Source organism: Streptococcus hillyeri, assembly GCF_041081565.1.
Classification (GTDB): domain Bacteria; phylum Bacillota; class Bacilli; order Lactobacillales; family Streptococcaceae; genus Streptococcus; species Streptococcus hillyeri.
On sequence record NZ_CP163513.1, the window covers coordinates 1 to 25,025 of the forward strand.

The window sequence follows — 25,025 nt, forward strand, 5'->3', positions numbered from 1 at the left end:
ATGACCGATAATGAACAACGATTTTGGGATCGGGTCTTGGAATTAGCAAAGGGTAAATTTTCACAGGCTGTCTTTGATTTTTTTATCGCTGATGCTAAACTCATACGAATCTCTGACCAGGTGGCCACTGTTTTGATGGAAGAAAAAAAAGAACTGTATTGGAAGAGTAATCTCACTGATATTGTTCTAACAGCAGGGTTTGAGGTGTTTAATCAGGAAATCTTAATTGATTATATCTTTGAGGAGCCGATTGAACAAGATGAGTTATCAGAAGAGTTCCAATCACCAGTGACACCCTTAATTCCAAGTGATATTCTCTATCAATCACCCGTTATCTCAGATTTAAATCCTAAGTATCGCTTTGATAATTTTATTTCTGGTAAAGGTAGCCAATGGGCACTTGCTGCGGCACTTGCTGTTGCTGGAAGTCCAGGGACTGTCTACAATCCTCTTTTTATCTGGGGAGGACCTGGTTTAGGTAAAACTCACCTACTAAATGCTATTGGTAATAGTGTCTTAGAGGATAATCCACGCGCCAGAATCAAATACATTACAACTGAGAATTTTATCAATGAATTTACAACTGCTATCAGACTAGGGACAATGGAAGAGCTGAAAGAGGCTTTTCGTCATTTAGATGTTCTACTGATTGACGATATTCAGTACATGGCTAAAAAGACTATGGCTGGAACTCAGGAAGAGTTCTTTAATACCTTCAACGCCCTCCATTCAAATAACAAGCAGATTATCCTTACTAGTGATAGGGCTCCCGAGCAGTTAAATGACCTAGAAGAGCGTCTCGTATCACGTTTTAGCTGGGGATTAACGCAAGATATTACCCCACCTGATTATGAGACTAGGATTGCTATTTTACAAGATAAGATTCAGGATTATCCGTATCAGTTTTTACCAGAGACGATTGAGTATCTTGCAGGACAATTTGACTCTAACGTTCGTGAACTTGAAGGAGCTCTCAAAAATATTAGCTTAGTTGCCAGCGTCAAAAGAGTTGACACCATTACTGTCGACATTGCAGCAGAAGCTATCCGAGCAAAGAAACAAGAACCACTAACAATATCTGTCATTCCAATCGAAACGATACAGACAGAGGTTGGTAAATTCTATAACGTATCTGTCAAAGAAATCAAATCAACCAAACGAAACCAGAATATTGTAATGGCACGTCAGGTTGCCATATTTCTTGCGCGTGAAATGACTGATAACAGTCTTCCTAAAATTGGTAAAGAATTTGGTGGAAGAGATCATTCAACTATCCTTCATGCTTATAACAAAATCAAAAATATGTTAAAAACAGACGATGGTCTTCGTATTGAAATTGAAACACTACGACAAAAAATAAAATAGCTTGTGGATAAGTAGCTTAGTTTTAAGAGAGTTTTCCATAAGTTATACACAGCCATAACCCCTAATAAACAGTAGCCAAAGTCTATTTTTCCACGTTATCCACAAGACCTACTACTACTACTAAATTTAATACTTATAAAATAAAGGAGAATCCATGATTCATTTTTCAATTAATAAAGCCTATTTTTTACAAGCCTTAAACGCAACTAAAAGAGCCATTTCATCTAAAAATGCTATTCCAATTTTATCAAGCTTAAAATTAGAAATCACAAAATCAACGATTACATTGACGGGATCAAATGGACAAATTTCGATTGAAAATACCATTTCAATTCAAGATGAAAATGCAGGACTCCTTATTACACAACCAGGTGGTATCTTATTAGAAGCTAACTTCTTTATCAATATTGTTTCAAGTTTACCAGATGTGACTCTTGATTTTGAAGAAATTGAACATCATCAAGTTGTTCTAAGAAGTGGGAAATCTGAGATCACCCTTAAAGGAAAAGATATTGATCAATACCCTCGTTTACAAGAAGTTACAACCACAAATCCGCTCTTATTTGAAACACACATTTTAAAACAAATTATTTCCCAAACAGCTTTTGCAGCAAGCACTCAAGAAAGTCGCCCTATTTTAACAGGGGTACACATGACGTTAAAAAATCATAATGCTTTTAAAGCTGTTGCGACAGACTCGCATCGTATGAGTCAACGTCAGATTGAGCTTGAAAAAGCGACAGATGATTTTGATGTGGTAATTCCAAGTCGTTCTCTACGTGAATTTTCAGCTGTATTTGGTGAGAATGTTGAACAAGTTGAAGTATTTTTATCACCTAGCCAAGTTCTTTTCAGAAGTGAACATACGTCATTTTACACGCGATTGCTAGAAGGAAATTACCCAGACACAGACCGTTTGTTGACAAATACTTTTGAAACGGAGGTTACGTTTAATTCTTCTGCTCTTCGTCAATCAATGGAGCGTGCACAGCTTATTTCAAACGCTAGTCAAAATGGGACTGTTAAATTAGAAATTAGTAATGGCAAGGTGAGTGCTCATGTTAATTCACCTGAAGTTGGTAAGGTTAATGAGGAAATTGATGCAATCAGTTTATCAGGAAATGATTTGACAATAAGCTTTAACCCAACTTACCTTATTGATGCTCTTAAAGTCTTGAAGAGTGAGACGGTTGTTATTCGCTTTATTTCACCAGTTCGTCCATTTACGTTGATTCCTGGTGACGATACGGAAGACTTTATTCAATTGATTACGCCAGTACGTACAAACTAAGTTAGATTTACTTTAAGATTAGTTTAAGGAAAGAGAATTATACTATAATTATCCTAAAACTTTTTCATATCTCCGAAAACATCCAGCGTAAACGTCTGGGTGTTTTTTTTGGTATAATGGCAGAAAGGAAAAGGAGTGTAGCAATGTATCAGGTAGGATCGCTTGTAGAAATGAAGAAGCCGCATGCGTGTACGATTAAATCAACTGGAAAAAAAGCTAATGAATGGCAAGTGACACGCGTTGGAGCAGATATTAAGATTCAATGTACCAATTGTGAACATATTGTTATGATGAGTCGACATGATTTTGACAAACGTTTGAAGAAGGTAGTGCAACCGTAAAAGTATTGATTTTATAAGCTTTTTAGCAGTTGCGCAACAACTGGTTGCGGTAAAAAGTGCTAGTCTAATGCCCTAATGTTTAGCTATAATAAGACTAGAAAGAGAAAGGTGGTAATGGTTATGACCTTATTTGCAGAACAGCTCAAAAAACTGCGGCAGGAAAAGAATATCTCGCAAGAGGATTTAGCACAAGAACTCTTTATCTCTCGTCAAGCCATTTCAAAATGGGAGAATGGCGCTGCCACACCAGATTTGGAAAATTTAGTCAAACTATCTGAAATCTTAACTGTTAGTCTGGATGAACTGGTTAAGGGAGAAAAAAGAAGTTCTGATAATCAAGAAGATGATGATGACAATTTACATCTTCTAAGAGGACGTGAATACGTGATTAATCCTGAAACTGGAAAGTATGAGAAAAGAGACGGCTTAGCCATTTTTATCGACCTCATTTCAGAATACTGGTGGGGCATCTTTTTTGTGCCACTCTTTGTGATGTGGATAAAAATATTAATCGATTTATTTTAGTGGCTCTTGCTATTCAGAAAGCTTTTTTTGTCATTTTTTGGTATAATACTCGTGATTGAAATTTTGAATGGAGAAACAAAAAACATGGCTTTAACAGCAGGTATCGTTGGTTTACCAAACGTTGGGAAATCAACCCTATTTAATGCGATTACAAAGGCAGGTGCAGAGGCTGCTAACTATCCTTTTGCGACTATTGACCCAAACGTCGGTATGGTAGAAGTACCCGACGAGCGTTTACAGAAATTGACAGAATTGATCACCCCTAAAAAAACCGTTCCAACAACTTTCGAATTTACTGACATTGCAGGTATTGTCAAAGGGGCTTCAAAAGGTGAGGGACTTGGGAATAAATTCTTGGCTAATATTCGTGAAGTAGATGCCATTGTTCACGTTGTTCGTGCCTTTGATGATGAAAATGTCATGCGTGAGCAAGGGCGTGAAGATGCCTTTGTCGATCCTTTGGCAGATATTGAGACCATTAACCTTGAGTTGATTTTAGCTGACCTTGATAGCATTAACAAACGCTATGCGCGTGTGGAAAAAATGGCGCGTACGCAAAAAGATAAGGATTCTGTGGCTGAGTTTAACATCTTGCAAAAAATCAAGCCTGTTCTTGAAGATGGTAAGTCAGCGCGTACGATTGACTTTACAGATGATGAACAAAAAATCGTCAAGCAACTCTTCCTTTTGACCACTAAACCAGTGCTTTATGTAGCAAATGTTGACGAAGATAAAGTCGCTGAACCAGATGATATCTCTTATGTGCAACAAATTCGTGAGTTTGCGGCAACAGAAAATGCTGAAGTGGTTGTCATCTCAGCGCGTGCAGAAGAAGAGATTTCAGAATTGGATGATGAAGACAAGGCTGAATTCCTAGAAGCTATTGGATTGACGGAATCAGGTGTTGATAAATTAACACGTGCTGCTTATCACTTGCTTGGTCTTGGAACCTATTTCACAGCTGGTGAGAAAGAAGTCCGCGCTTGGACCTTCAAACGTGGTATCAAGGCACCACAAGCAGCTGGAATTATCCACTCAGACTTTGAGCGTGGCTTTATCCGTGCAGTAACCATGTCTTATGACGACCTTATCCAATATGGTTCTGAAAAAGCGGTTAAAGAAGCAGGACGTCTTCGTGAAGAAGGAAAAGAATACGTTGTTCAAGATGGTGACATCATGGAATTCCGTTTTAATGTTTAAACATATTATTAAAGTATGAGGCCTGTGCCTTATGCTTTTTTCTGCTAGATGAGAGGAGTTAATAACAATCACATGGTAAAACTTATTGTAGGTCTGGGAAATCCAGGCTCTAAATATCATGAAACTAAACATAATGTAGGCTTTATGGCAATCGATTTATGGGCTAAGGCTTTAGGTGTCACTTTTACAGAAGAAAAAGTCTTTAAAGCAGAAGTGGCTTCTAGCTTTATTAATGGTGAAAAGGTTTATCTAGTCAAACCAACCACATTTATGAATCTTTCAGGAATCGCTGTGCGAGCGTTACTAGCTTACTACAACATTCCTATCGAAGACTTCATTGTCATTTATGATGATTTGGATATGGAAGTTGGTAAGATTAGGTACCGTCAAAAAGGCTCAGCCGGTGGGCATAATGGCATCAAGTCCATTATTGCAGAATTGGGTACTCAGGAATTTGACCGTATCAAGATTGGTATTGGTCGTCCAAAACAGGGAATGACAGTCATCAATCATGTTCTTGGTCGTTTTGAGACTGATGATTATATCACAATCACAATGACCTTGGATAAGGTAGTTGAATCTTTGAAGTATTATTTGAAAACAAATGATTTTGAAGGGACAATGAGGCGGTATAATGGCTAATATTGTAGAGTTATTTGGTCAGCATAAAACGCTTGTCGAATGGCGAGATAAGGCGTCATTATTGGGACGTCAGCTGGTCATGGGATTATCGGGAAGTAGCAAGACTTTAGCTATTGCTTCTTATTTTGCAGAAGAAGGGGGCAAGCTCGTTGTTGTTACAGCTACCCAACATGAGGCAGAGACCTTAGCGGCTGATTTGACCGGTTTGATTGGCGAGGAAAATGTTTTTCAATTCTTTGCAGATGATATTGCTGCTGCAGAATTTATCGTGGCTTCTCAGGAAAGAGCTATATCGCGAGTTGAGGCTCTCAATTTTCTAGTGGACGATAAGGCGTCCGGCGTTCTCTTAGTTAGCTTGGTTGGTACTCGGATTTTACTGCCAAATCCAATGGACTATGTTGCTCAGCTATTGAGCCTAGCAGTCGGTGATGAGTACGATTTAGAGGCTTTAACCAAGCAATTGCTCATGATGGGTTACACCAAGGTTAGTCAGGTGATGAGTCCTGGTGAGATTAGCCGCCGTGGTGATATTTTAGATATCTATGATAGTAAGAGTGATAAAGCTTACCGCTTAGAGTTTTTCGGTGATGAGATTGACGGGATTCGTCTATTTGATAGTGACACCCAAAAATCTTTGGAAACCTTAGATGAGGTGAGGTTGTCTCCAGCGGAAGAAGTGATTCTAACAAGAGATGATTTGGCGCGTGGTCAAAAACGACTGGAAAAAGCGTTGCAGAAAACAGCTAAGGACAATCCTGCCCATGACTGGTTAGTCGAGCTGATTTCGGTAACCGCAGATGGGCATAAGCACCGAGATATTCGCAAATTCCTTTCGTATTTCTATGAAACGTCTTATACCTTGTTGGATTATATTCCTAAAGGAACACCACTCTTTATTGATGATTTCCAAAAATTGGTTGATCGCAATGCCCGTTTTGATTTGGAAGTTGCTAATTACTTGACAGAGGAACTTCACCAAGGAAAGGCTGTGAGTGATTTAACTTATTTTGGAGAGAGTTATCAGATCATTCGCCAGTATCAGCCAGCAACTTTCTTTTCTACCTTTCATAAGGGGCTTGGGAATATCAAATTTAACCAGTTGCATAACTTGACCCAGTATGCCATGCAGGAATTTTTCAATCAATTCCCTCTCCTGGTTGATGAAATCAATCGTTACCTCAAAAATAAGGCAACAATTGTGATTCAAGCAGACAGTCAAGTTGGTCTGGAAAAATTACAAGAAACCCTTCGAGAGTATCAACTAGACTTACCAATTGTGGCTGCAGATGCTATTGCGATTGGTCAGGCACAGCTGGTCGTAGGTCATCTGTCACATGGGTTTTACTTTGCTGACCAAAAATTGGTACTCATTACAGAAAAAGAAATTTTCCATAAGACCATCAAGCGTCGTATCCGCCGTCACAACATCAGCAATGCCGAGCGCCTTAAAGATTACAATGAACTGGAAAAGGGAGACTACGTTGTTCACCATGTGCATGGTATTGGACGTTTCATGGGGATTGAAACCATTGAAATTAAAGGTGTCCACCGAGACTATCTCACGATACAATATCAAGACGCCTCAACCATTTCCTTACCTGTCGAGCAGATTGAGAGCCTCTCAAAATACGTTTCGGCAGATGGCAGAGAACCGCAAATCAATAAACTTAATGATGGACGATTTAAGAAAACCAAGCAGAAGGTTACCAAGCAAGTCGAAGATATTGCGGATGACCTCTTAAAACTCTATGCCGAACGTAGCCAATTAAAAGGCTTTGCCTTTTCACCGGATGATGATAATCAACAGGAGTTTGACGAGGATTTTCCTTATGTGGAGACAGAAGATCAGCTACGCTCCGTCAAAGAAATTAAGACTGACATGGAAAGTGACCGACCAATGGATCGTCTTTTGGTTGGAGACGTTGGATTCGGTAAGACAGAAGTTGCCATGCGGGCAGCCTTCAAAGCGGTTAATGATGGTAAGCAGGTAGCTGTTTTGGTACCGACAACAGTCCTTGCTCAGCAACATTATAATAATTTCAAGGAACGCTTTGAGAATTATGCGGTCAATGTCGGTGTCCTCAGCCGTTTCCAAAGCAAGAAAGAGCAGACACAGACCATTGAGAAATTGAGTAAGGGGCAGGTGGATATTATAATTGGTACCCATCGTCTCTTATCAAAAGATGTGGCATTTTCAGATTTGGGGCTGATTGTGATTGATGAGGAACAACGATTTGGAGTAAAACACAAAGAAAAATTAAAAGAGCTGAAAACTAAAGTTGATGTTTTGACGCTAACGGCAACCCCGATTCCAAGAACACTGCACATGTCCATGTTGGGCATTCGTGATTTATCCGTTATTGAAACCCCACCAACCAACCGTTACCCTGTCCAGACCTATGTGATGGAAACCAATCCTGGAGTTATTCGTGAAGCTGTTATGCGTGAAATGGATCGTGGGGGTCAGGTATTTTACGTTTACAACAAGGTTGAAACGATTGAGCAAAAAGTGTCTGAACTTCAAGATTTATTACCCGAGGCTAGCATCGGTTTTGTTCATGGACAGATGAGTGAGGTGCAGCTCGAAAATACCTTACTTGATTTTATTGAGGGACAGTATGATGTTTTGGTAGCGACAACGATTATCGAGACAGGTGTCGATATTTCTAACGTCAATACGCTTTTCATTGAAAATGCTGATCACATGGGCCTATCAACCCTCTATCAGCTAAGAGGGCGTGTCGGGCGCAGTAATCGTATTGCCTATGCCTATCTCATGTACCGTCCAGATAAGATTTTGACAGAAGTTTCGGAAAAACGTCTTGATGCTATCAAAGGCTTTACAGAGCTTGGTTCTGGGTTTAAGATTGCCATGCGAGATTTGTCGATTCGTGGGGCTGGTAATATTTTAGGGGCATCGCAGAGCGGTTTCATTGATTCCGTTGGTTTTGAATTGTATTCACAGATGCTAGAAGAAGCGATTGCTAAGAAGCAGGGCAAATCGCAAGCACGTCGTAAAGGCAATGCGGAACTCAACCTTGCTATTGACGCCTACCTTCCAGCTGATTACATCTCAGATGAACGTCAAAAAATTGCCATTTACAAACGGATTCGTGAAATTGAAAATCGCAAGGATTATCAAGAATTACAAGAAGACCTTATCGACCGTTTTGGAGACTATCCAGATCAAGTGGCTTATCTTATTGAAATCGGCTTAGTCAAAAGTTACATGGATGCTGTCTTTGTTAATATGGTTGACAGAAAAGACAATCAGTTGATTGTTCGATTTGAGAAGGTTGCTCAAGCCCTATTTTTAACACAAGATTACTTTGAAGCCCTATCGAAGACAAATTTAAAAGCTCGTATCAGTGATGATAAGGGACAGATGGAAATTATTTTTGATATTCGTGGCAAAAAAGACTACGAAATTCTTGAAGAACTCCTTAAATTTGGCGAAGGTTTTGTCGCCATTAAAGAACGAAAAAATCAAGAAAAAGAAGCTTAAAAAGCCTATAAAATTAACGTGTCAAAGCCTTTTGACAAGGAAAATGCTAGACTGACAAAGGGTTTGTATGGTAACATTTCTAAAAAGTCCTAGAATAAAATTATCAAGGAGATCGAAATGGAACTACACAATCGTTTGGTTGATTTACGGAAAAGTAAGCAGCTTTCCCAAGAAGAATTGGCAGAGAAACTTTATGTTTCACGCCAAACCATTTCTAACTGGGAACGTGGTAAGACTTATCCAGACATTAACTCACTCTTATTGATAGCTACCTTTTTCGATGTCTCCTTGGATAAGCTAATCAAAGGAGATGTTGATATTATGAAACATCAAGTTGACCAATCGCAGTTCAAGAAGTGGCTGATAGCCACTGGACTATCGATTTTGACTCACTCATTTATTCAACCACTTGGCCGTTTTTACCAAATAGAGAATTTTCAAATTCTAAATTTTATATCCTTATTGCCCATATTTTATTGCCTGTATAAGCTGTATCAACTGATGAAAAACCATAAGTTACAAACTTACAGTCAAATTTTAGATTTTATGAGCGATAAAGAAAAAAGTAGATTTTCTTGGCTAAGAGAGGGAAAACTTGTAGTAACAATCATTTTTATACTTTGGTTTCTAATCATTTTAGGACAGTTTATCTGAACACTATTATTTTACTAGGAGATTACTTCTTCCCTTTTTCGCAGGCAAGATGAAAATTTCTTGACAAATATTATAGGAAACGTTTACAATTTAATTGTGAACTTTATTAATTAATACTCATTCAAAATCAAAATTAGCAGTTTAAGTAAAATCAAGAACCAATAAATGGCTTGATTTACCAGAGCTTCTTTCGCCATAGTGGTATTCTTATCAAGAGTTTACTCTTGATAAGAACGGACTTTTTGAGACCTAGGCTCAAAAAGTAGCAATGAAACTCCGTAGGAGGTTGCTTGCGTCCGCACCTTTTTAGAAAGAAGCAAAAAAGTAATTTTTGATTTTTGTTAAGCATAAAAGGAGATAGCGATGAAAAAGAAGTTATTTACAGTATTAGCCCCTTTGGCTTTAATGGTGTTTAGTCCAGTAGCCTTTGCGGCAACAAAACCTCTTGCCAATACGACATTAGGGAATCAATACCCTTATCAATTATCCTATTTCTTAGAACTTGATGTGGATGGTAATCGACGTAGCTCGGCTATGTACATTGGAAATGGTTATCTGTTGACAGCTGCCCATGCTATAACAGATGATTCAGGTCAGGTGCCTAGTTACAGGGTTTTTGGATATGCTAATGGTAAAAATTTAGATACTCGAACAGACCATTCTGATATTGATAGTGGAGCTGCTGATAAGGTATTTCAACCAATGCCAGGTTATCTTGGAAAAGGTGATATGGCATACGATATTGGATTAGTAAGACTCACAAGACCAAGCCAGAGAACAACTGCGTTGAACACAAGTCAGGTACGCTTTGGTGTCTATAGCCAATTATCTAAACTAAAAGGGAAACAGTTTACTATTATCAGTAATAGTTTAAATGTTGGTGGGCGATGGGCCTATGAAACAGGGACAATTGCAGAAGTAAGAAACGATGGTTTACTACGAGCAAATATTACGGCTGTGCAAGGACAATCTGGTTCACCGATTATTGTCGATGGTGAAATTGTTGGTGTAGCAACTGGAACGTTACCGAACGGTCAATTGATTATTACTCCTTTGACGACAGAAATTGCTGATAATTTATTACGTCCAAATGGCTTTACATCTATTTCAATCAAATAGTAAATCAAGAAATTATTCTGTATGCGACATACAATTATGAAGAGGAGCGTGAAGCTCCTTTTTCTATGACATTTTGGTAACAAAACAGATTGGCTCTGCTATTTTTCTAAAAAAGTGATAAAATAAAAAGGTTAGTGAGTATGAGGAGGATTCTTATGAGATTAGATAAATACCTAAAGGTATCAAGAATTATCAAACGCCGAACAGTTGCGAAAGAAGTAGCTGATAAAGGGCGTATCAAAGTAAATGGTGTCTTAGCGAAATCATCCACAGATCTCAAATCAGGAGATGAAGTTGAAGTACGTTTTGGTAATAAATTATTAACGGTTCGTGTTTTAGAAATGAAAGATAGCACTAAAAAAGAAGATGCGGCTAAAATGTACGAGATTATTAGTGAAACAAGGATAGAAGCTGATGCGTAAGAAACAAAGTATTGTTCAATTGAACAATGAATTTATTCAGAATGAAAATCAGCGTCTTCGTTTTGAAGAAGAAGAAATTAGCAAGCGTCACCGTTTTATCGGCTTTATCATGGTGATAATTGTGTTTCTTTTCATTCTACCTACTTATAACTTGATGTCTAGTTACGTTGACTTACAAGAGAAAAAAGAAAATGTTGTGCAGCTCAAAAAAGATGTTGAAGAGCTGACCGAGCAGATGAAAGCAAAGAAAGCTTTGGCAGAGCAGTTAAAAAATGAAGAGTTTATTCTGAAATATGCACGGGCAAAATATTATTACATTCGAGATGGAGAAGTCGTTTACTCGACACCTGAATTACTACCAAAATAATGGACAATTTAATTAAAACAGTGGAAACTTTTTTAGCCTATTCTGAAGAAAAACTAGAAGAATTGGCTGATAAAAATAGAGCCTTGAAAGCTGAGCGAGAGCAATTTGATAAGATGCCTAATAAAAAGAACATTAAAGGGAGCTAGACAGATTAGTTATCGACCAAGATTTATCTACTCGTCCAAAATCTTAGAATTCTAATATCATTGATAGAGCACCGAACGAAGTGAGGCTAAAATGTTTCTTTCGCTATAGTAGTATTCTTATTAGTGAAACTGTCCAGTGGATAGTTTCAGCCTGAGCTTAGAAATCAAAAAGCGAAGAATTTACTCTTAATAAGAACGGACTTTTTGGGAGAACTACAGAAATTGAGAATCAATTTCGTAGTAGTTCCCCCGCAAGGATGATTAGGTTGGACGCTGTCGAGTAGTCGACAAGTACAGCCAATCATCTACTGCGATAGAGGGGCTCAAAAAAATAGCAATGAAACTCCGCAGGAGGTTTTGACGCTGAATTCTTCAGCTTCATTTCCCACCTCCAAAGGTCTCCTAGACCTTTGGAGCGTCCGCACTTTTAAGAAAGAAACAAAAAAGTAATAAGTATAAACTAATGACAAAATAAATTGAAAGGGGAAGGTTATGAAAAAAGTATTTGCTTTATTTTTAGCATTTGCCTTTTTTGTTCCCCTGAAAATTGTCAGTACAGAACAAGTGGTCACAGAAGTGTCTAATGGTATCCAGTATCAATTGACGCAAACCCTTACCAATCAAGTTCTTGATTATAAGGACATTCCGAAGCGCCCCCTAACCTTAGTTGAAGTCGCAAGTTATACTGACATTAATTTGACTGATTTTGCTAACGTTATTCCTGCTGAAACACCTTTAAAAATAAAAAAACTTCTAGTAAATAATCAGTTGATACCGGTTTTTGAACTTTCAGATGGCACCTATCTCCCCGCCAGGCAAAATCTCATTATTTCTGATGTTGTTCTGGAAGAGGATAATTTTGAGGGGACATTTTGGCTAGAGAATAGTTTTTCTGTCTATAACACCCCCTACTATGTAGGGGCAAAAGCCATGTCTACCAAACTACAGCCTTATACTGCTGTAAAAGTGACCCAAAAAGCTCAAACTCTAAGTGGTCATTATTATTATGTTGACAATCAAGGATGGATTTCAGAAGACTTTTTATCACAAACTGATAACCGTATCAAAAAGGTTCAAGAAGTCCTAGAGCGCAAATACAATAAGGCAAATCTATCAATCTATGTCGAACAAATCTCGACAGGTCTATCCGCTGGTATTAATCCAGATAAAACCATGTATTCTGCCAGTGTAACCAAACTTCCTTTACTATATTACACTCAACGTCAATTGGATCAGGGAAAAATTGCTTTAAGTGACAAACTCAAATACGAAGCGAAGATCCACGAATTTAAAGGAGCATTTGATCCAGAAGGAAGTGGCTCTATCAGTAAAACGGCAGACAATAAAGATTACACGATTGAAGAACTCATGAAAAAAGTTACCCAAGAATCCGATAATGTAGCAACTAATATCTTGGCCTACCATGTTACGAAACAATATGGTGCTGATTACCAGAAAGTAATGTCAGAATTTCCAAAATGGGATATGGAAAAACGTGAGGTATCTTCAAAAACAGCAGCGAGTGTGATGTTAGCCATTTATGAACAGGGTGGTGATGTTATTGACTATCTCTCTCATACGCGCTTTGATGACCAACGAATTTCCAAAGATATAGATGTTCAAGTTGCACATAAAATAGGTGATGCCTATGATTTTAGGCACGATGTGGCTATTGTTTATACTGACGAGCCATTCATACTATCTATTTTTACCGAAAATACTAGCTATGATGAGATTTCAACGATTGCTAAGGATATTTACACAATTTTAAAATGACCTATCAAACACTTTTTCAAGAAGTCGTCAAAAATCATTTTTTTGACCACCATAACAAAGTATTAATAGCCTTATCAGGTGGAGTAGATTCTATGAATTTACTGCACTTTTTGTCTTTATACCAGAAAGAGTTAGGAATCAGTCTTGGGATAGCCCACATCAACCATAAACAACGTCCTGAGTCAGATGTTGAAGAAGATTACCTCCGACATTTGGCTGAGAACCAAGGATATCCGTTTTATCATGCGGATTTTTCAGGGATTTTTTCGGAAAAAGCCGCGCGTGATTTTCGTTATGACTTTTTCAAGAAAGTAATGATTGAAGAAGGTTATACAGCACTAGTCACAGCTCACCATGCCGATGATCAAGCTGAAACCATGTTGTTGAAACTTTTACGTGGCAGTAGATTACGCCATCTCACAGGGATCAGAGCTGTTCAGGAGTTTGGGCCAGGTCAACTCATAAGACCATTTTTGACGCTCAAAAAATCTGAACTTCCAGATGTTTTCCATTTTGAAGACTCTTCAAATACAAGCCGAAACTATTTTAGAAATCGTGTAAGACATGACTATCTGCCACAATTAGAAAAAGAAAACCCACAATTTTCAACCTATTTAGCAGATTTAGCCAGAGAAAATCAGATTTTCCAAACGGCCCTTTTGGAATTAACGCAGGGATTTGACGTGACTGATTTAAGATTTTTCAAGTCGCAAAGTAAGGCTTTAAAAGAAGTTTTACTGGGAAATTATTTAGAAGAGTTTCCAAAACTACAACTCACTAAAGTTCAGTTTACACAGTTACTGACCCTTTTAGAAAATAGCAATACTTATCAAATTCCCTTAAAAAATGGTTACGAATTACTAAAAGCCAAAGAGACCTTTTGTATTCAAAAAATCAGCCCTACGACCGATAGCACTCTCACCTCTAAAGTGCTAAAATTTCAAGAAATAGTAATTTTTAACGGCTTTCAATTTTCATTTCTAGAAGATGGAGAAGGAATCCCACTTTTTAGTCAGTCATCTCTAATTCTTAGAGGGCGTCAACCTCAAGATAAAATTAATTTTGGAACGTTTTCTAAAAAATTGCGCAGGCTTTTTATTGATGAAAAGATCCCTAAAAAAGAGAGAGAGAAAGCTATTGTTGGAGAACAAGAGGGAAAAATTGTCTTTGTACAGACACCGAATAATCTTTATTTGAGAAAATTTGCTGAAAGTGATACAATGAAAGCTGCTTTAAATATAAAAAAACTATAAAAGGTGACAAAATGTTAGAACAAGATATTAAAAAAGTTCTTTTTTCAGAAGAAGACATTATCGTGAAATGTAAGGAGCTAGGCGCTCAACTGACAAAAGATTATGCAGGTAAAAATCCCCTCCTAGTTGGTGTTTTAAAAGGTGCTGTACCATTTATGGCAGAATTGGTAAAACATATTGACACGCATGTTGAGATGGATTTCATGGTCGTTTCAAGCTATCATGGTGGTACAAGTTCTAGTGGTGAAGTCAAGATTTTGAAAGATGTTGACACGAATATTGAAGGACGAGATGTCATCTTTATTGAAGATATCATTGATACTGGTCGCACTCTTCTTTATCTTCGTGATATGTTCAAATATCGCAAGGCAAAGTCAGTTAAAATTGCTACCCTTTTTGATAAACCAGAAGGACGTGTTGTTGAAATCGAAGCAGACTATGTTTGTTACAATGTTCCAAATGAATTTGTTGTTGGTTTTGGCTTGGATTACAATGAAAATTATCGTAATTTGCCATACGTTGGTGTTTTGAAAGAGGAAATTTATAATAAGTAAGAGAGAATAGATGAACAATAAAAAACCAAATGGACTCATGCGCAACTCTTTTGTGACCATTTTGTTGCTAGTAACAGCTATCTTTAGTTTTCAATTTTTATTTAGCGACATGGGTGCGGATAGTCAAAAAATTAATTATTCAACCTTAGTAAAACAATTAGAGGAAGGTAAAGTCAAAGAACTGACTTATCAACCAAGTGGTGCTATCGTAACCGTTTCAGGAACCTATACTAAAGCACAAAAAGTTGAAGCAGATACCTCTTTTCCATTTCTAGGAAATCGTAGTGCTAAGGTAACCAATTTTACAAGTACCTTTCTAGCAAGTAATATTTCTTTTGAAAAATTAGAAACTGCTGCAGATAAAGCTGACACAGAAATCACCGTAAAACAAGAAAGTTCGATGGGGTCTTGGATAAGTACCTTGTCACTTTGGATTCCGATGGGATTTTTGATTTTCTTCATGTTTAACATGATGGGAGCTGGGCAAGGTCGTGGCGGAAATAATCCAATGAGTTTTGGACGTAGCCGTGCCAAAACATCAAGTAAGGATTCTATTAAAATTCGATTTACAGATGTTGCCGGTGCCGAGGAGGAAAAACAAGAGCTTGTTGAAGTTGTTGACTTCCTTAAAAATCCTAAAAAATATAAGGCTCTAGGTGCTCGTATTCCAAAAGGCGTCCTTCTTGAGGGCCCTCCAGGGACAGGTAAAACCCTTCTTGCAAAAGCAGTTGCTGGTGAAGCGGGTGTGCCGTTCTTCTCAATTTCAGGTTCTGATTTTGTAGAGATGTTTGTCGGTGTCGGTGCGAGCCGTGTTCGCTCACTTTTCGAAGATGCTAAAAAAGCAGAGCGTGCTATCATTTTCATCGATGAAATCGATGCTGTCGGTCGTCGTCGTGGTGCTGGTATGGGCGGTGGTAACGATGAACGTGAACAAACCCTGAACCAACTCCTGATTGAAATGGATGGTTTTGAGGGCAATCAAAATATTATTGTTATTGCCGCAACAAACCGTTCTGATGTTCTTGACCCGGCTCTTCTTCGTCCAGGTCGTTTTGACCGTAAGATTTTAGTTGGTCAACCAGATGTCAAAGGTCGTGAAGCTATTCTTCGTGTCCACGCTAAGAATAAACCATTGGCAGACGATGTTGATTTGAAAGTTGTAGCGCAACAAACTCCAGGTTTTGTTGGTGCTGATCTTGAAAATGTTCTCAATGAAGCTGCCCTTGTTGCTGCTCGTCGTGACAAGAAGAAAATTGACGCTTCTGATATTGATGAAGCAGAAGATCGCGTGATTGCAGGTCCAGCAAAGAAAGATCGTCAAGTATCTCAACGCGATCGTGAAATTGTAGCTTACCACGAAGCAGGTCACACAATTGTAGGTCTTGTCTTATCAGATGCGCGTGATGTCCATAAAGTGACAATTGTTCCTCGTGGTCGTGCAGGTGGCTATATGATTTCCCTTCCAAAAGAAGATCAAATGCTCCTTTCAAAAGAAAATATGAAAGAACAATTAGCTGGTCTTATGGGTGGTCGTGTTGCTGAAGAAATTATCTTCAATGTTCAGACAACTGGTGCTTCTAATGACTTTGAACAAGCAAGTGCTATGGCGCGTGCGATGGTCACTGAATATGGAATGAGTGAAAAACTTGGTCCTGTTCAATATGCAGGTAGTCATGCCATGATGGCCGGTCAATTATCACCAGAGAAAACTTACTCAGAAGAAACAGCACGTATGATTGATGATGAAGTACGTGAACTTCTCAATGAAGCACGTAACAAAGCAGCAGACATCATTAATCAAAATCGTGATACCCATGCCTTAATCGCACAAGCCCTTCTTAAATATGAAACACTTGATGCAGCTCAAATTAAATCCCTTTACGAAACAGGGAAAATGCCTGAAGAAAGTGAAGAACAAGAAGCTCGTGCATTGTCATATGACGAAATCAAAGAAAAAATGTCTGAATAACTATCAAGAGACTGGAATGCTTTCCAGCCTCTTATTTTTTACAGTAATAATAGTTATAGTCGAATGGATTAGCTTTAATAACCATTCAAAATCAAAAATAGAATTTTATAATATCTAATACTATCGGTTGAGCACCGAACGAAGTGAGGCTAATACTCATTCAAAATCAAAATTAGATTTTTATAACCTCTATTTTGATGGGTTAGTGAAAGTAAGGGGGTAAACCGTTTCTTTCACCACAGTGGACAGTTCCCATAATATCTACTTTGTCATCTTGGACACTGTAGCTGTATAAGTAGAAAGCGATAATTCTCAACTCTCCTAGTAGCTAAAGCTATAAATCCACAGTTTTGTTGGAGTGCCAGCCGCATGAGAAGACTTTAGAGAAAAGAAAATATTTTTGTCTCCATCTAATTTTGATTTTTATATAGTATAAAATGTTTCCTTCGCTATAGTGGCATTCTTATTAGTGAAACGGTCCAGTGGACAGTGTCAGCCTGAGCTTAGAAATCAAAAAGCGAGGGGAATTTGTTTGATATGAACGGATTTTTGGGAGAACTACAGAAATTGAAAGTCAATTTCGTAGTAGTTCCCGCAAGGATGATTAGGGTGGACGCTGTCGAGTAGTCGACAAGTACAGCCAATCATTTACTGCGATAGAGATAAGTTCAAATCTAGCAATGAAACTCCGTAGGAGGTTTTGACGCTGAATTCTTCAGCTTTATTTCCCAACTCAAAAGGTTCCCCAAACCTTATCGACTGTGACGAACTCTGTTCGTCTTATTTCCCACCTCCAAAGGTCTCCCAGACCTTTGGAGCGTCCGCACTTTTAAGAAAGAAACAAAAAGTAATTTTTGAATTTGGTTAAGTATAGGACAAGAAGCTGAGACGTAGACAGTACTTGAGTGCAGCAAGTTGAAAGTGACGATTGACTATGTAGTGTTAGTATCGATACTTTATACAAATGTGATAAAGCGTTATAGAATTTCTTTTAGCTTTTTTGAAATGTATGAACATGAGAGTAAAATTAATCATTAGATCAGATTGTTTCAACTTACTCCACGACAAACGCATGAAGAAAATATCGCTTTCAGATAACGATTTTTCATAAAAAGATATATTTTTAACCATGAAATTTTGTTATAATATAGACGAAAAAGAGGCTGAATCGATGTATGTGTGTAAATGTCGTGAAAATATTTTGAAAAAATGCATGTAGCTAGAAAATGGTTACATGCATTTTCTTCATGCGTACGGCGTGAACTTACTCTCATTTCACTTGTCATAAAGATTATATTTATGATAGACTAAGAAGGTTACTACCTTTATGTAAATGCATTTTTCATTAAGATAAAAAGAATAGGAGGTTTTTATGAATATTTTCAGAAAAAAAGAAAATCATCATCGTAAAAGTTCTATGAAACGCCATCTAGGTGTGATAGATTTAATTTTTCTTGGTTTAGGCTCTATGGTGGGAACTGGTATTTTTACGATAACAGGTAAAGGTGCTGCCATCTATGCAGGTCCAGCCTTAATTATTTCGATTGTCATTTCAGCTATTGCAGTTGGGATTATTGCCTTGTTCTATGCCGAATTTGCTTCACGTCTTCCAGGAAATGGCGGAGCTTATAATTACGTCTATGAAACACTTGGAGAATTTCCAGCATGGATTGTTAGTTGGTATATTATCATGGAATTTATGACAGCTGTTTCTAGCGTTGCCGTTGGATGGGCTGGTTATTTCAAAGGTATCCTTTCAAATCACGGTATCGTATTACCAACTGCGATTAATGGAACATTCGCCCCTGAAAAAGGACAGTATGTTGATTTACTTCCTATTCTAGTTGTCCTAGCAGTAACCGGATTGGTTTTGATGAATTCAAAATCTGCACTGAGATTTAATAGCGCTCTCGTATTATTCAAATTTTCAGCACTAGCTATTTTCATTGGAGTAGGGATATTTTTCATCAATAAAGGAAACTGGTCAGATTTTGCACCGTATGGTTTTGGAGAAATCTACGGAGGACAAACAGGAATTATGGCGGGTGCTTCAATCATGTTCTATGCCTTTTTAGGTTTCGAATCTATCTCAATGGCGGTCGATGAAGTCAAAGAGCCTCAAAAAAATATTCCAAAAGGAATTATTTTCTCCCTTAGCATCGTTACAATACTCTATATCATCGTAACGCTAATCCTAACAGGAATGGTAAATTATAAAGAACTAAATGTTGATGATGCAGTTGCATTTGCTCTTCGTCGCATAGGTCTAGATTGGGCTGGAAACTACGTGTCTGTAGTTGCTATTTTGACCCTTATCACTGTTTGTATTTCAATGACTTATGCTCTTGCGCGTACAGTTTATACGATTAGTCGAGACGGTCTCTTGCCGAAAGGTTTAAGCCAAATAACTGAAAAACATAAAGTTCCTAGAAATGCAACGATTGCAGTGGGTGTTTTATCAATGATTTGTGCTGGAATTTTTCCATTGACAACGATAGCCGAATTATTAAGTATTTGCACATTAGCTTATTTGATTATTATGTCCATTGCACTCATCAAATTACGTAAAGAAAAAGGTCTACCGAGTCAGTCAGAGTTTAAAACACCATTAGTACCATTTCTGCCAATTTTAGCAATCATTATTTGCTTATCATTGATGAGTCAATATCAAACAATTACATGGTATGCATTTGCTATTGCGACATTAATTGGAATACTCATTTATGTTATCTATGGCTATAATCATTCAAACGAAGCATAAAGTGGATTTTCAGGAAAATGATCAAGGCATCATTTTCCTGAAATTTTTTGAAAATATGAAAATTCAAAGAAAAAGTAGTTGACAAGTCATGGAAATATTTGGTAAGATATATGAGTTGTCTCGCGAGGGACGCTGGCAAAGATGACTTGAAAAAACTTTAAAAAAGTAGTTGACAAGTTATTAAAGATTTGCTAGAATATAGAAGTTGTCTCTTAGGAGAAGTCCATTGAAAACTGAACAAGACGAAGCAAGTGCGGGTTATGAAAATAACCTGTCAAGAAAAACAATAAGTCAGCGATGACAAAACAGTGAGTTAAGAACTCAAACTTTTAATGAGAGTTTGATCCTGGCTCAGGACGAACGCTGGCGGCGTGCCTAATACATGCAAGTAGAACGCTGAAGTCTGGTGCTTGCACTAGACGGATGAGTTGCGAACGGGTGAGTAACGCGTAGGTAACCTACCTTATAGCGGGGGATAACTATTGGAAACGATAGCTAATACCGCATAACAGGTGTTAACACATGTTAATATCTTGAAAGGGACAACTGTCTCACTATAAGATGGACCTGCGTTGTATTAGCTAGTTGGTGAGGTAACGGCTCACCAAGGCGACGATACATAGCCGACCTGAGAGGGTGATCGGCCACACTGGGACTGAGACACGGCCCAGACTCCTACGGGAGGCAGCAGTAGGGAATCTTCGGCAATGGGGGGAACCCTGACCGAGCAACGCCGCGTGAGTGAAGAAGGTTTTCGGATCGTAAAGCTCTGTTGTAAGAGAAGAACGGGTGTTAGAGTGGAAAGTTAACACTATGACGGTATCTTACCAGAAAGGGACGGCTAACTACGTGCCAGCAGCCGCGGTAATACGTAGGTCCCGAGCGTTGTCCGGATTTATTGGGCGTAAAGCGAGCGCAGGCGGTTTCGTAAGTCTGAGGTCAAAGGCATTGGCTCAACCAATGTACGCCTTGGAAACTGCGGAACTTGAGTGCAGAAGGGGAGAGTGGAATTCCATGTGTAGCGGTGAAATGCGTAGATATATGGAGGAACACCGGTGGCGAAAGCGGCTCTCTGGTCTGTAACTGACGCTGAGGCTCGAAAGCGTGGGTAGCGAACAGGATTAGATACCCTGGTAGTCCACGCCGTAAACGATGAGTGCTAGGTGTTAGGCCCTTTCCGGGGCTTAGTGCCGCAGCTAACGCATTAAGCACTCCGCCTGGGGAGTACGACCGCAAGGTTGAAACTCAAAGGAATTGACGGGGGCCCGCACAAGCGGTGGAGCATGTGGTTTAATTCGAAGCAACGCGAAGAACCTTACCAGGTCTTGACATCCCTCTGACCGTCCTAGAGATAGGACTTCTCTTCGGAGCAGAGGTGACAGGTGGTGCATGGTTGTCGTCAGCTCGTGTCGTGAGATGTTGGGTTAAGTCCCGCAACGAGCGCAACCCCTATTGTTAGTTGCCATCATTAAGTTGGGCACTCTAGCGAGACTGCCGGTAATAAACCGGAGGAAGGTGGGGATGACGTCAAATCATCATGCCCCTTATGACCTGGGCTACACACGTGCTACAATGGTTGGTACAACGAGTGGCAAGCTGGTGACAGTAAGCAAATCTCTTAAAGCCAATCTCAGTTCGGATTGTAGGCTGCAACTCGCCTACATGAAGTCGGAATCGCTAGTAATCGCGGATCAGCACGCCGCGGTGAATACGTTCCCGGGCCTTGTACACACCGCCCGTCACACCACGAGAGTTTGTAACACCCGAAGTCGGTGAGGTAACCTTTTAGGAGCCAGCCGCCTAAGGTGGGATAGATGATTGGGGTGAAGTCGTAACAAGGTAGCCGTATCGGAAGGTGCGGCTGGATCACCTCCTTTCTAAGGAAATGGAAGCACTTGTAGCGTCTTGTTTAGTTTTGAGTGGTCTCAGGAAGAGACAGATGTGGGGCCTTAGCTCAGCTGGGAGAGCGCCTGCTTTGCACGCAGGAGGTCAGCGGTTCGATCCCGCTAGGCTCCATTAACATCGAAGAGATGTTAAGGATTGTCCATTGAAAATTGAATATCTATATCAAATTCCACGATTCAAGAAATTGAATTGTAAGAATAGTAACAAGAAAATAAACCGAAAACGCTGTGAATTAATGAGTTTTCTAATTTGAAAGAATTAGGTTAATAAGGTTAAGTTAATAAGGGCGCACGGTGGATGCCTTGGCACTAGAAGCCGATGAAGGACGTGACTAACGACGAAATGCTTTGGGGAGTTGTAAGTAAGCGCAGATCCAGAGATGTCCGAATGGGGGAACCCACTAACTAATGGTTAGTATCCATATCTGTTAAGGATATGAGAAGGAAGACGCAGTGAACTGAAACATCTAAGTAGCTGCAGGAAGAGAAAGCAAAAGCGATTGCCTTAGTAGCGGCGAGCGAAACGGCAGGAGGGCAAACCGAGGAGTTTACTCCTCGGGGTTGTAGGACTGCAACGTGGACTTAAAGATTATAGGAGAATTACCTGGGAAGGTAAGCCAAAGGGAGTAATAGCCTCGTATCTGAAATAGTCTTTATACCTAGCAGTATCCTGAGTACGGCGAGACACGCGAAATCTCGTCGGAATCCGGGAGGACCATCTCCCAACCCTAAATACTCTCTAGTGACCGATAGTGAACCAGTACCGTGAGGGAAAGGTGAAAAGCACCCCGGGAGGGGAGTGAAATAGAACCTGAAACCGTGTGCCTACAAGAAGTTCGAGCCCGTTAATGGGTGAGAGCGTGCCTTTTGTAGAATGAACCGGCGAGTTACGATATGAAGCGAGGTTAAGTTGAAGAGACGGAGCCGTAGGGAAACCGAGTCTTAATAGGGCGAATTAGTATCATGTCGTAGACCCGAAACCATGTGACCTACCCATGAGCAGGTTGAAGGTGCGGTAAGACGCACTGGAGGACCGAACCAGGGCACGTTGAAAAGTGCTTGGATGACTTGTGGGTAGCGGAGAAATTCCAAACGAACTTGGAGATAGCTGGTTCTCTCCGAAATAGCTTTAGGGCTAGCGTCGATGTTAAGTCTCTTGGAGGTAGAGCACTGTTTGGGTGAGGGGTCCATCTCGGATTACCAATCTCAGATAAACTCCGAATGCCAACGAGATATAATCGGCAGTCAGACTGCGAGTGCTAAGATCCGTAGTCGAAAGGGAAACAGCCCAGACCACCAGCTAAGGTCCCAAAATATATGTTAAGTGGAAAAGGATGTGGGGTTGCACAGACAACTAGGATGTTAGCTTAGAAGCAGCTATTCATTCAAAGAGTGCGTAATAGCTCACTAGTCGAGTGACCCTGCGCCGAAAATGTACCGGGGCTAAAACATATTACCGAAGCTGTGGATCCCGTAAGGGATGGTAGGAGAGCGTTCTATAGGCGACGAAGGTGTACCGTGAGGAGCGCTGGAGCGTATAGAAGTGAGAATGCCGGTATGAGTAGCGAAAGACAGGTGAGAATCCTGTCCACCGTAAGACTAAGGTTTCCAGGGGAAGGCTCGTCCGCCCTGGGTTAGTCGGGACCTAAGGAGAGACCGAAAGGTGTATCCGATGGCCAACAGGTTGATATTCCTGTACTAGTGTATATAGTGATGGAGGGACGCAGTAGGCTAACTCAACCCAGCGAATGGAAGAGCTGGGCTAAACAGTGAGGTGTGATATGAGTCAAATGCTTATATCTCTAACATTGAGCTGTGATGGGGAGCGAAGTTAAGTAGCGAAGTGAGTGACGTCACACTGCCAAGAAAAGCTTCTAGCGTTAAGTATACACTACCCGTACCGCAAACCGACACAGGTAGTCGAGGCGAGTAGCCTCAGGTGATCGAGAGAACTCTCGTTAAGGAACTCGGCAAAATGACCCCGTAACTTCGGGAGAAGGGGTGCTGACTTAAAGTCAGCCGCAGTGAATAGGCCCAAGCAACTGTTTATCAAAAACACAGCTCTCTGCTAAATCGTAAGATGATGTATAGGGGGTGACGCCTGCCCGGTGCTGGAAGGTTAAGAGGAGGGTTTAGCGGTAACGCGAAGATCTGAATTGAAGCCCCAGTAAACGGCGGCCGTAACTATAACGGTCCTAAGGTAGCGAAATTCCTTGTCGGGTAAGTTCCGACCCGCACGAAAGGCGTAATGATTTGGGCACTGTCTCAACGAGAGACTCGGTGAAATTTTAGTACCTGTGAAGATGCAGGTTACCCGCGACAGGACGGAAAGACCCCATGGAGCTTTACTGCAGTTTGATATTGAGTATCTGTACCACATGTACAGGATAGGTAGGAGCCATTGATTACGGGACGCCAGTTTCGTATGAGGCGATGTTGGGATACTACCCTTGTGTTATGGCTACTCTAACCCGGATAGGTTATCCCTATCGGAGACAGTGTCTGACGGGCAGTTTGACTGGGGCGGTCGCCTCCTAAAAGGTAACGGAGGCGCCCAAAGGTTCCCTCAGATTGGTTGGAAATCAATCGCAGAGTGTAAAGGTATAAGGGAGCTTGACTGCGAGAGCAACAACTCGAGCAGGGACGAAAGTCGGGCTTAGTGATCCGGTGGTTCCGTATGGAAGGGCCATCGCTCAACGGATAAAAGCTACCCTGGGGATAACAGGCTTATCTCCCCCAAGAGTTCACATCGACGGGGAGGTTTGGCACCTCGATGTCGGCTCGTCGCATCCTGGGGCTGTAGTCGGTCCCAAGGGTTGGGCTGTTCGCCCATTAAAGCGGCACGCGAGCTGGGTTCAGAACGTCGTGAGACAGTTCGGTCCCTATCCGTCGCGGGCGTAGGAAATTTGAGAGGATCTGCTCCTAGTACGAGAGGACCAGAGTGGACATACCGCTGGTGTACCAGTTGTCTCGCCAGAGGCATCGCTGGGTAGCTATGTATGGAAGGGATAAGCGCTGAAAGCATCTAAGTGCGAAGCCCCCCTCAAGATGAGATTTCCCATGATTTTATATCAGTAAGAGCCCTGAAAGAAGATCAGGTAGATAGGTTAGAAGTGGAAGTGTTGTGAGACATGTAGCGGACTAATACTAATAGCTCGAGGACTTATCCTAGAAATAAGAAAGTATATTGACAGCGTAGCGGTTTCTTGATAGAATATAGGTATTCAATTT

17 protein-coding genes, 1 tRNA gene and 2 rRNA genes are annotated in these 25,025 nt (G+C 40.1%); all 20 read left to right on the forward strand.

Annotation, left to right across the window (positions count from 1 at the left end; translation table 11 throughout):
- The 20 genes from dnaA (at position 1) to AB6M99_RS00100 (ending at position 24,965) form a co-directional block, all read left to right on the forward strand.
- Positions 1-1,365: a chromosomal replication initiator protein DnaA gene (gene dnaA, locus AB6M99_RS00005; protein ID WP_121835381.1), complete on the forward strand. Its 1,365-nt coding sequence runs from the start codon at positions 1-3 to the stop codon at positions 1,363-1,365.
- Between the two features lie 154 nt (positions 1,366-1,519).
- Positions 1,520-2,656, forward strand: a complete 1,137-nt coding sequence (gene dnaN, locus AB6M99_RS00010; protein WP_121835383.1) for a DNA polymerase III subunit beta — start codon at positions 1,520-1,522, stop codon at positions 2,654-2,656.
- Between the two features lie 143 nt (positions 2,657-2,799).
- Positions 2,800-2,997, forward strand: a complete 198-nt coding sequence (locus AB6M99_RS00015; protein ID WP_369350829.1) for a DUF951 domain-containing protein — start codon at positions 2,800-2,802, stop codon at positions 2,995-2,997.
- A 120-nt stretch (positions 2,998-3,117) separates the two neighbouring features.
- Positions 3,118-3,522 carry a helix-turn-helix domain-containing protein gene (locus tag AB6M99_RS00020; protein WP_121835415.1) on the forward strand — a complete coding sequence of 135 codons (405 nt, stop codon included), beginning with the start codon at positions 3,118-3,120 and terminating at the stop codon, positions 3,520-3,522.
- Positions 3,523-3,606: 84 nt separating this feature from the next.
- A complete protein-coding gene (gene ychF / locus AB6M99_RS00025) occupies positions 3,607-4,722 on the forward strand; it encodes a redox-regulated ATPase YchF (RefSeq protein WP_121835387.1) in 1,116 nt (371 codons plus the stop codon).
- Between the two features lie 72 nt (positions 4,723-4,794).
- Positions 4,795-5,364 (forward strand): aminoacyl-tRNA hydrolase, encoded by a 570-nt coding sequence (pth, locus tag AB6M99_RS00030; protein ID WP_121835389.1) that lies wholly within the window; start codon positions 4,795-4,797, stop codon positions 5,362-5,364.
- Positions 5,354-8,869, forward strand: coding sequence for a transcription-repair coupling factor (mfd, locus tag AB6M99_RS00035; RefSeq protein ID WP_183121657.1), 3,516 nt, complete (start codon positions 5,354-5,356; stop codon positions 8,867-8,869). The genes pth and mfd overlap by 11 nt, the downstream gene beginning before the upstream one ends.
- 117 nt (positions 8,870-8,986) lie before the next feature.
- The gene (locus tag AB6M99_RS00040; RefSeq protein ID WP_369350833.1) at positions 8,987-9,523 is read left to right on the forward strand and encodes a helix-turn-helix domain-containing protein; all 537 of its coding nucleotides are present in this window, start codon (positions 8,987-8,989) and stop codon (positions 9,521-9,523) included.
- Positions 9,524-9,886: 363 nt separating this feature from the next.
- Entirely contained in the window at positions 9,887-10,642 is a 756-nt protein-coding gene (locus AB6M99_RS00045) for a serine protease (protein WP_245962695.1), read from the forward strand.
- 155 nt (positions 10,643-10,797) lie between these two features.
- Positions 10,798-11,064 carry an RNA-binding S4 domain-containing protein gene (locus AB6M99_RS00050; protein ID WP_121835395.1) on the forward strand — a complete coding sequence of 89 codons (267 nt, stop codon included), beginning with the start codon at positions 10,798-10,800 and terminating at the stop codon, positions 11,062-11,064.
- On the forward strand, positions 11,057-11,431 hold the full coding sequence (locus tag AB6M99_RS00055) for a septum formation initiator family protein (protein ID WP_121835397.1): 375 nt from the start codon (positions 11,057-11,059) through the stop codon (positions 11,429-11,431). Before AB6M99_RS00050 ends, AB6M99_RS00055 begins: the two co-directional genes overlap by 8 nt.
- Complete coding sequence (locus tag AB6M99_RS00060; RefSeq protein ID WP_121835399.1) at positions 11,431-11,577, forward strand: SP_0009 family protein; 147 nt, start codon at positions 11,431-11,433, stop codon at positions 11,575-11,577. The genes AB6M99_RS00055 and AB6M99_RS00060 overlap by 1 nt, the downstream gene beginning before the upstream one ends.
- A 492-nt stretch (positions 11,578-12,069) precedes the next feature.
- Positions 12,070-13,353 carry a serine hydrolase gene (locus AB6M99_RS00065; RefSeq protein WP_121835401.1) on the forward strand — a complete coding sequence of 428 codons (1,284 nt, stop codon included), beginning with the start codon at positions 12,070-12,072 and terminating at the stop codon, positions 13,351-13,353.
- On the forward strand, positions 13,350-14,606 hold the full coding sequence (tilS, locus tag AB6M99_RS00070; RefSeq protein WP_121835403.1) for a tRNA lysidine(34) synthetase TilS: 1,257 nt from the start codon (positions 13,350-13,352) through the stop codon (positions 14,604-14,606). Before AB6M99_RS00065 ends, tilS begins: the two co-directional genes overlap by 4 nt.
- 11 nt (positions 14,607-14,617) lie before the next feature.
- Positions 14,618-15,160 (forward strand): hypoxanthine phosphoribosyltransferase, encoded by a 543-nt coding sequence (gene hpt, locus AB6M99_RS00075; protein ID WP_121835405.1) that lies wholly within the window; start codon positions 14,618-14,620, stop codon positions 15,158-15,160.
- 10 nt (positions 15,161-15,170) lie between these two features.
- Entirely contained in the window at positions 15,171-17,129 is a 1,959-nt protein-coding gene (gene ftsH / locus AB6M99_RS00080; RefSeq protein ID WP_121835407.1) for an ATP-dependent zinc metalloprotease FtsH, read from the forward strand.
- A 1,372-nt stretch (positions 17,130-18,501) separates the two neighbouring features.
- Positions 18,502-19,890, forward strand: coding sequence for an APC family permease (locus tag AB6M99_RS00085; protein ID WP_369350838.1), 1,389 nt, complete (start codon positions 18,502-18,504; stop codon positions 19,888-19,890).
- A 328-nt stretch (positions 19,891-20,218) separates the two neighbouring features.
- Positions 20,219-21,767, forward strand: a 16S ribosomal RNA gene (locus AB6M99_RS00090).
- Between the two features lie 66 nt (positions 21,768-21,833).
- Positions 21,834-21,906: transfer RNA gene (locus AB6M99_RS00095), tRNA-Ala, on the forward strand.
- A gap of 159 nt (positions 21,907-22,065) precedes the next feature.
- Positions 22,066-24,965, forward strand: a 23S ribosomal RNA gene (locus AB6M99_RS00100).
- Together the 16S and 23S rRNA genes with 1 tRNA gene alongside form the textbook arrangement of a ribosomal RNA operon.
- The last annotated feature ends 60 nt before the right edge of the window (positions 24,966-25,025 follow it).

Coding starts and splice junctions, on each gene's coding strand:
- dnaA (WP_121835381.1), top strand. CDS start 1: ATGACCGATAATGAACAACGATTTTGGGATCGGGTCTTGGAATTAGCA.
- dnaN (WP_121835383.1), top strand. CDS start 1,520: ATGATTCATTTTTCAATTAATAAAGCCTATTTTTTACAAGCCTTAAAC.
- AB6M99_RS00015 (WP_369350829.1), top strand. CDS start 2,800: ATGTATCAGGTAGGATCGCTTGTAGAAATGAAGAAGCCGCATGCGTGT.
- AB6M99_RS00020 (WP_121835415.1), top strand. CDS start 3,118: ATGACCTTATTTGCAGAACAGCTCAAAAAACTGCGGCAGGAAAAGAAT.
- ychF (WP_121835387.1), top strand. CDS start 3,607: ATGGCTTTAACAGCAGGTATCGTTGGTTTACCAAACGTTGGGAAATCA.
- pth (WP_121835389.1), top strand. CDS start 4,795: ATGGTAAAACTTATTGTAGGTCTGGGAAATCCAGGCTCTAAATATCAT.
- AB6M99_RS00040 (WP_369350833.1), top strand. CDS start 8,987: ATGGAACTACACAATCGTTTGGTTGATTTACGGAAAAGTAAGCAGCTT.
- AB6M99_RS00045 (WP_245962695.1), top strand. CDS start 9,887: ATGAAAAAGAAGTTATTTACAGTATTAGCCCCTTTGGCTTTAATGGTG.
- AB6M99_RS00050 (WP_121835395.1), top strand. CDS start 10,798: ATGAGATTAGATAAATACCTAAAGGTATCAAGAATTATCAAACGCCGA.
- AB6M99_RS00055 (WP_121835397.1), top strand. CDS start 11,057: ATGCGTAAGAAACAAAGTATTGTTCAATTGAACAATGAATTTATTCAG.
- AB6M99_RS00060 (WP_121835399.1), top strand. CDS start 11,431: ATGGACAATTTAATTAAAACAGTGGAAACTTTTTTAGCCTATTCTGAA.
- AB6M99_RS00065 (WP_121835401.1), top strand. CDS start 12,070: ATGAAAAAAGTATTTGCTTTATTTTTAGCATTTGCCTTTTTTGTTCCC.
- tilS (WP_121835403.1), top strand. CDS start 13,350: ATGACCTATCAAACACTTTTTCAAGAAGTCGTCAAAAATCATTTTTTT.
- hpt (WP_121835405.1), top strand. CDS start 14,618: ATGTTAGAACAAGATATTAAAAAAGTTCTTTTTTCAGAAGAAGACATT.
- ftsH (WP_121835407.1), top strand. CDS start 15,171: ATGAACAATAAAAAACCAAATGGACTCATGCGCAACTCTTTTGTGACC.
- AB6M99_RS00085 (WP_369350838.1), top strand. CDS start 18,502: ATGAATATTTTCAGAAAAAAAGAAAATCATCATCGTAAAAGTTCTATG.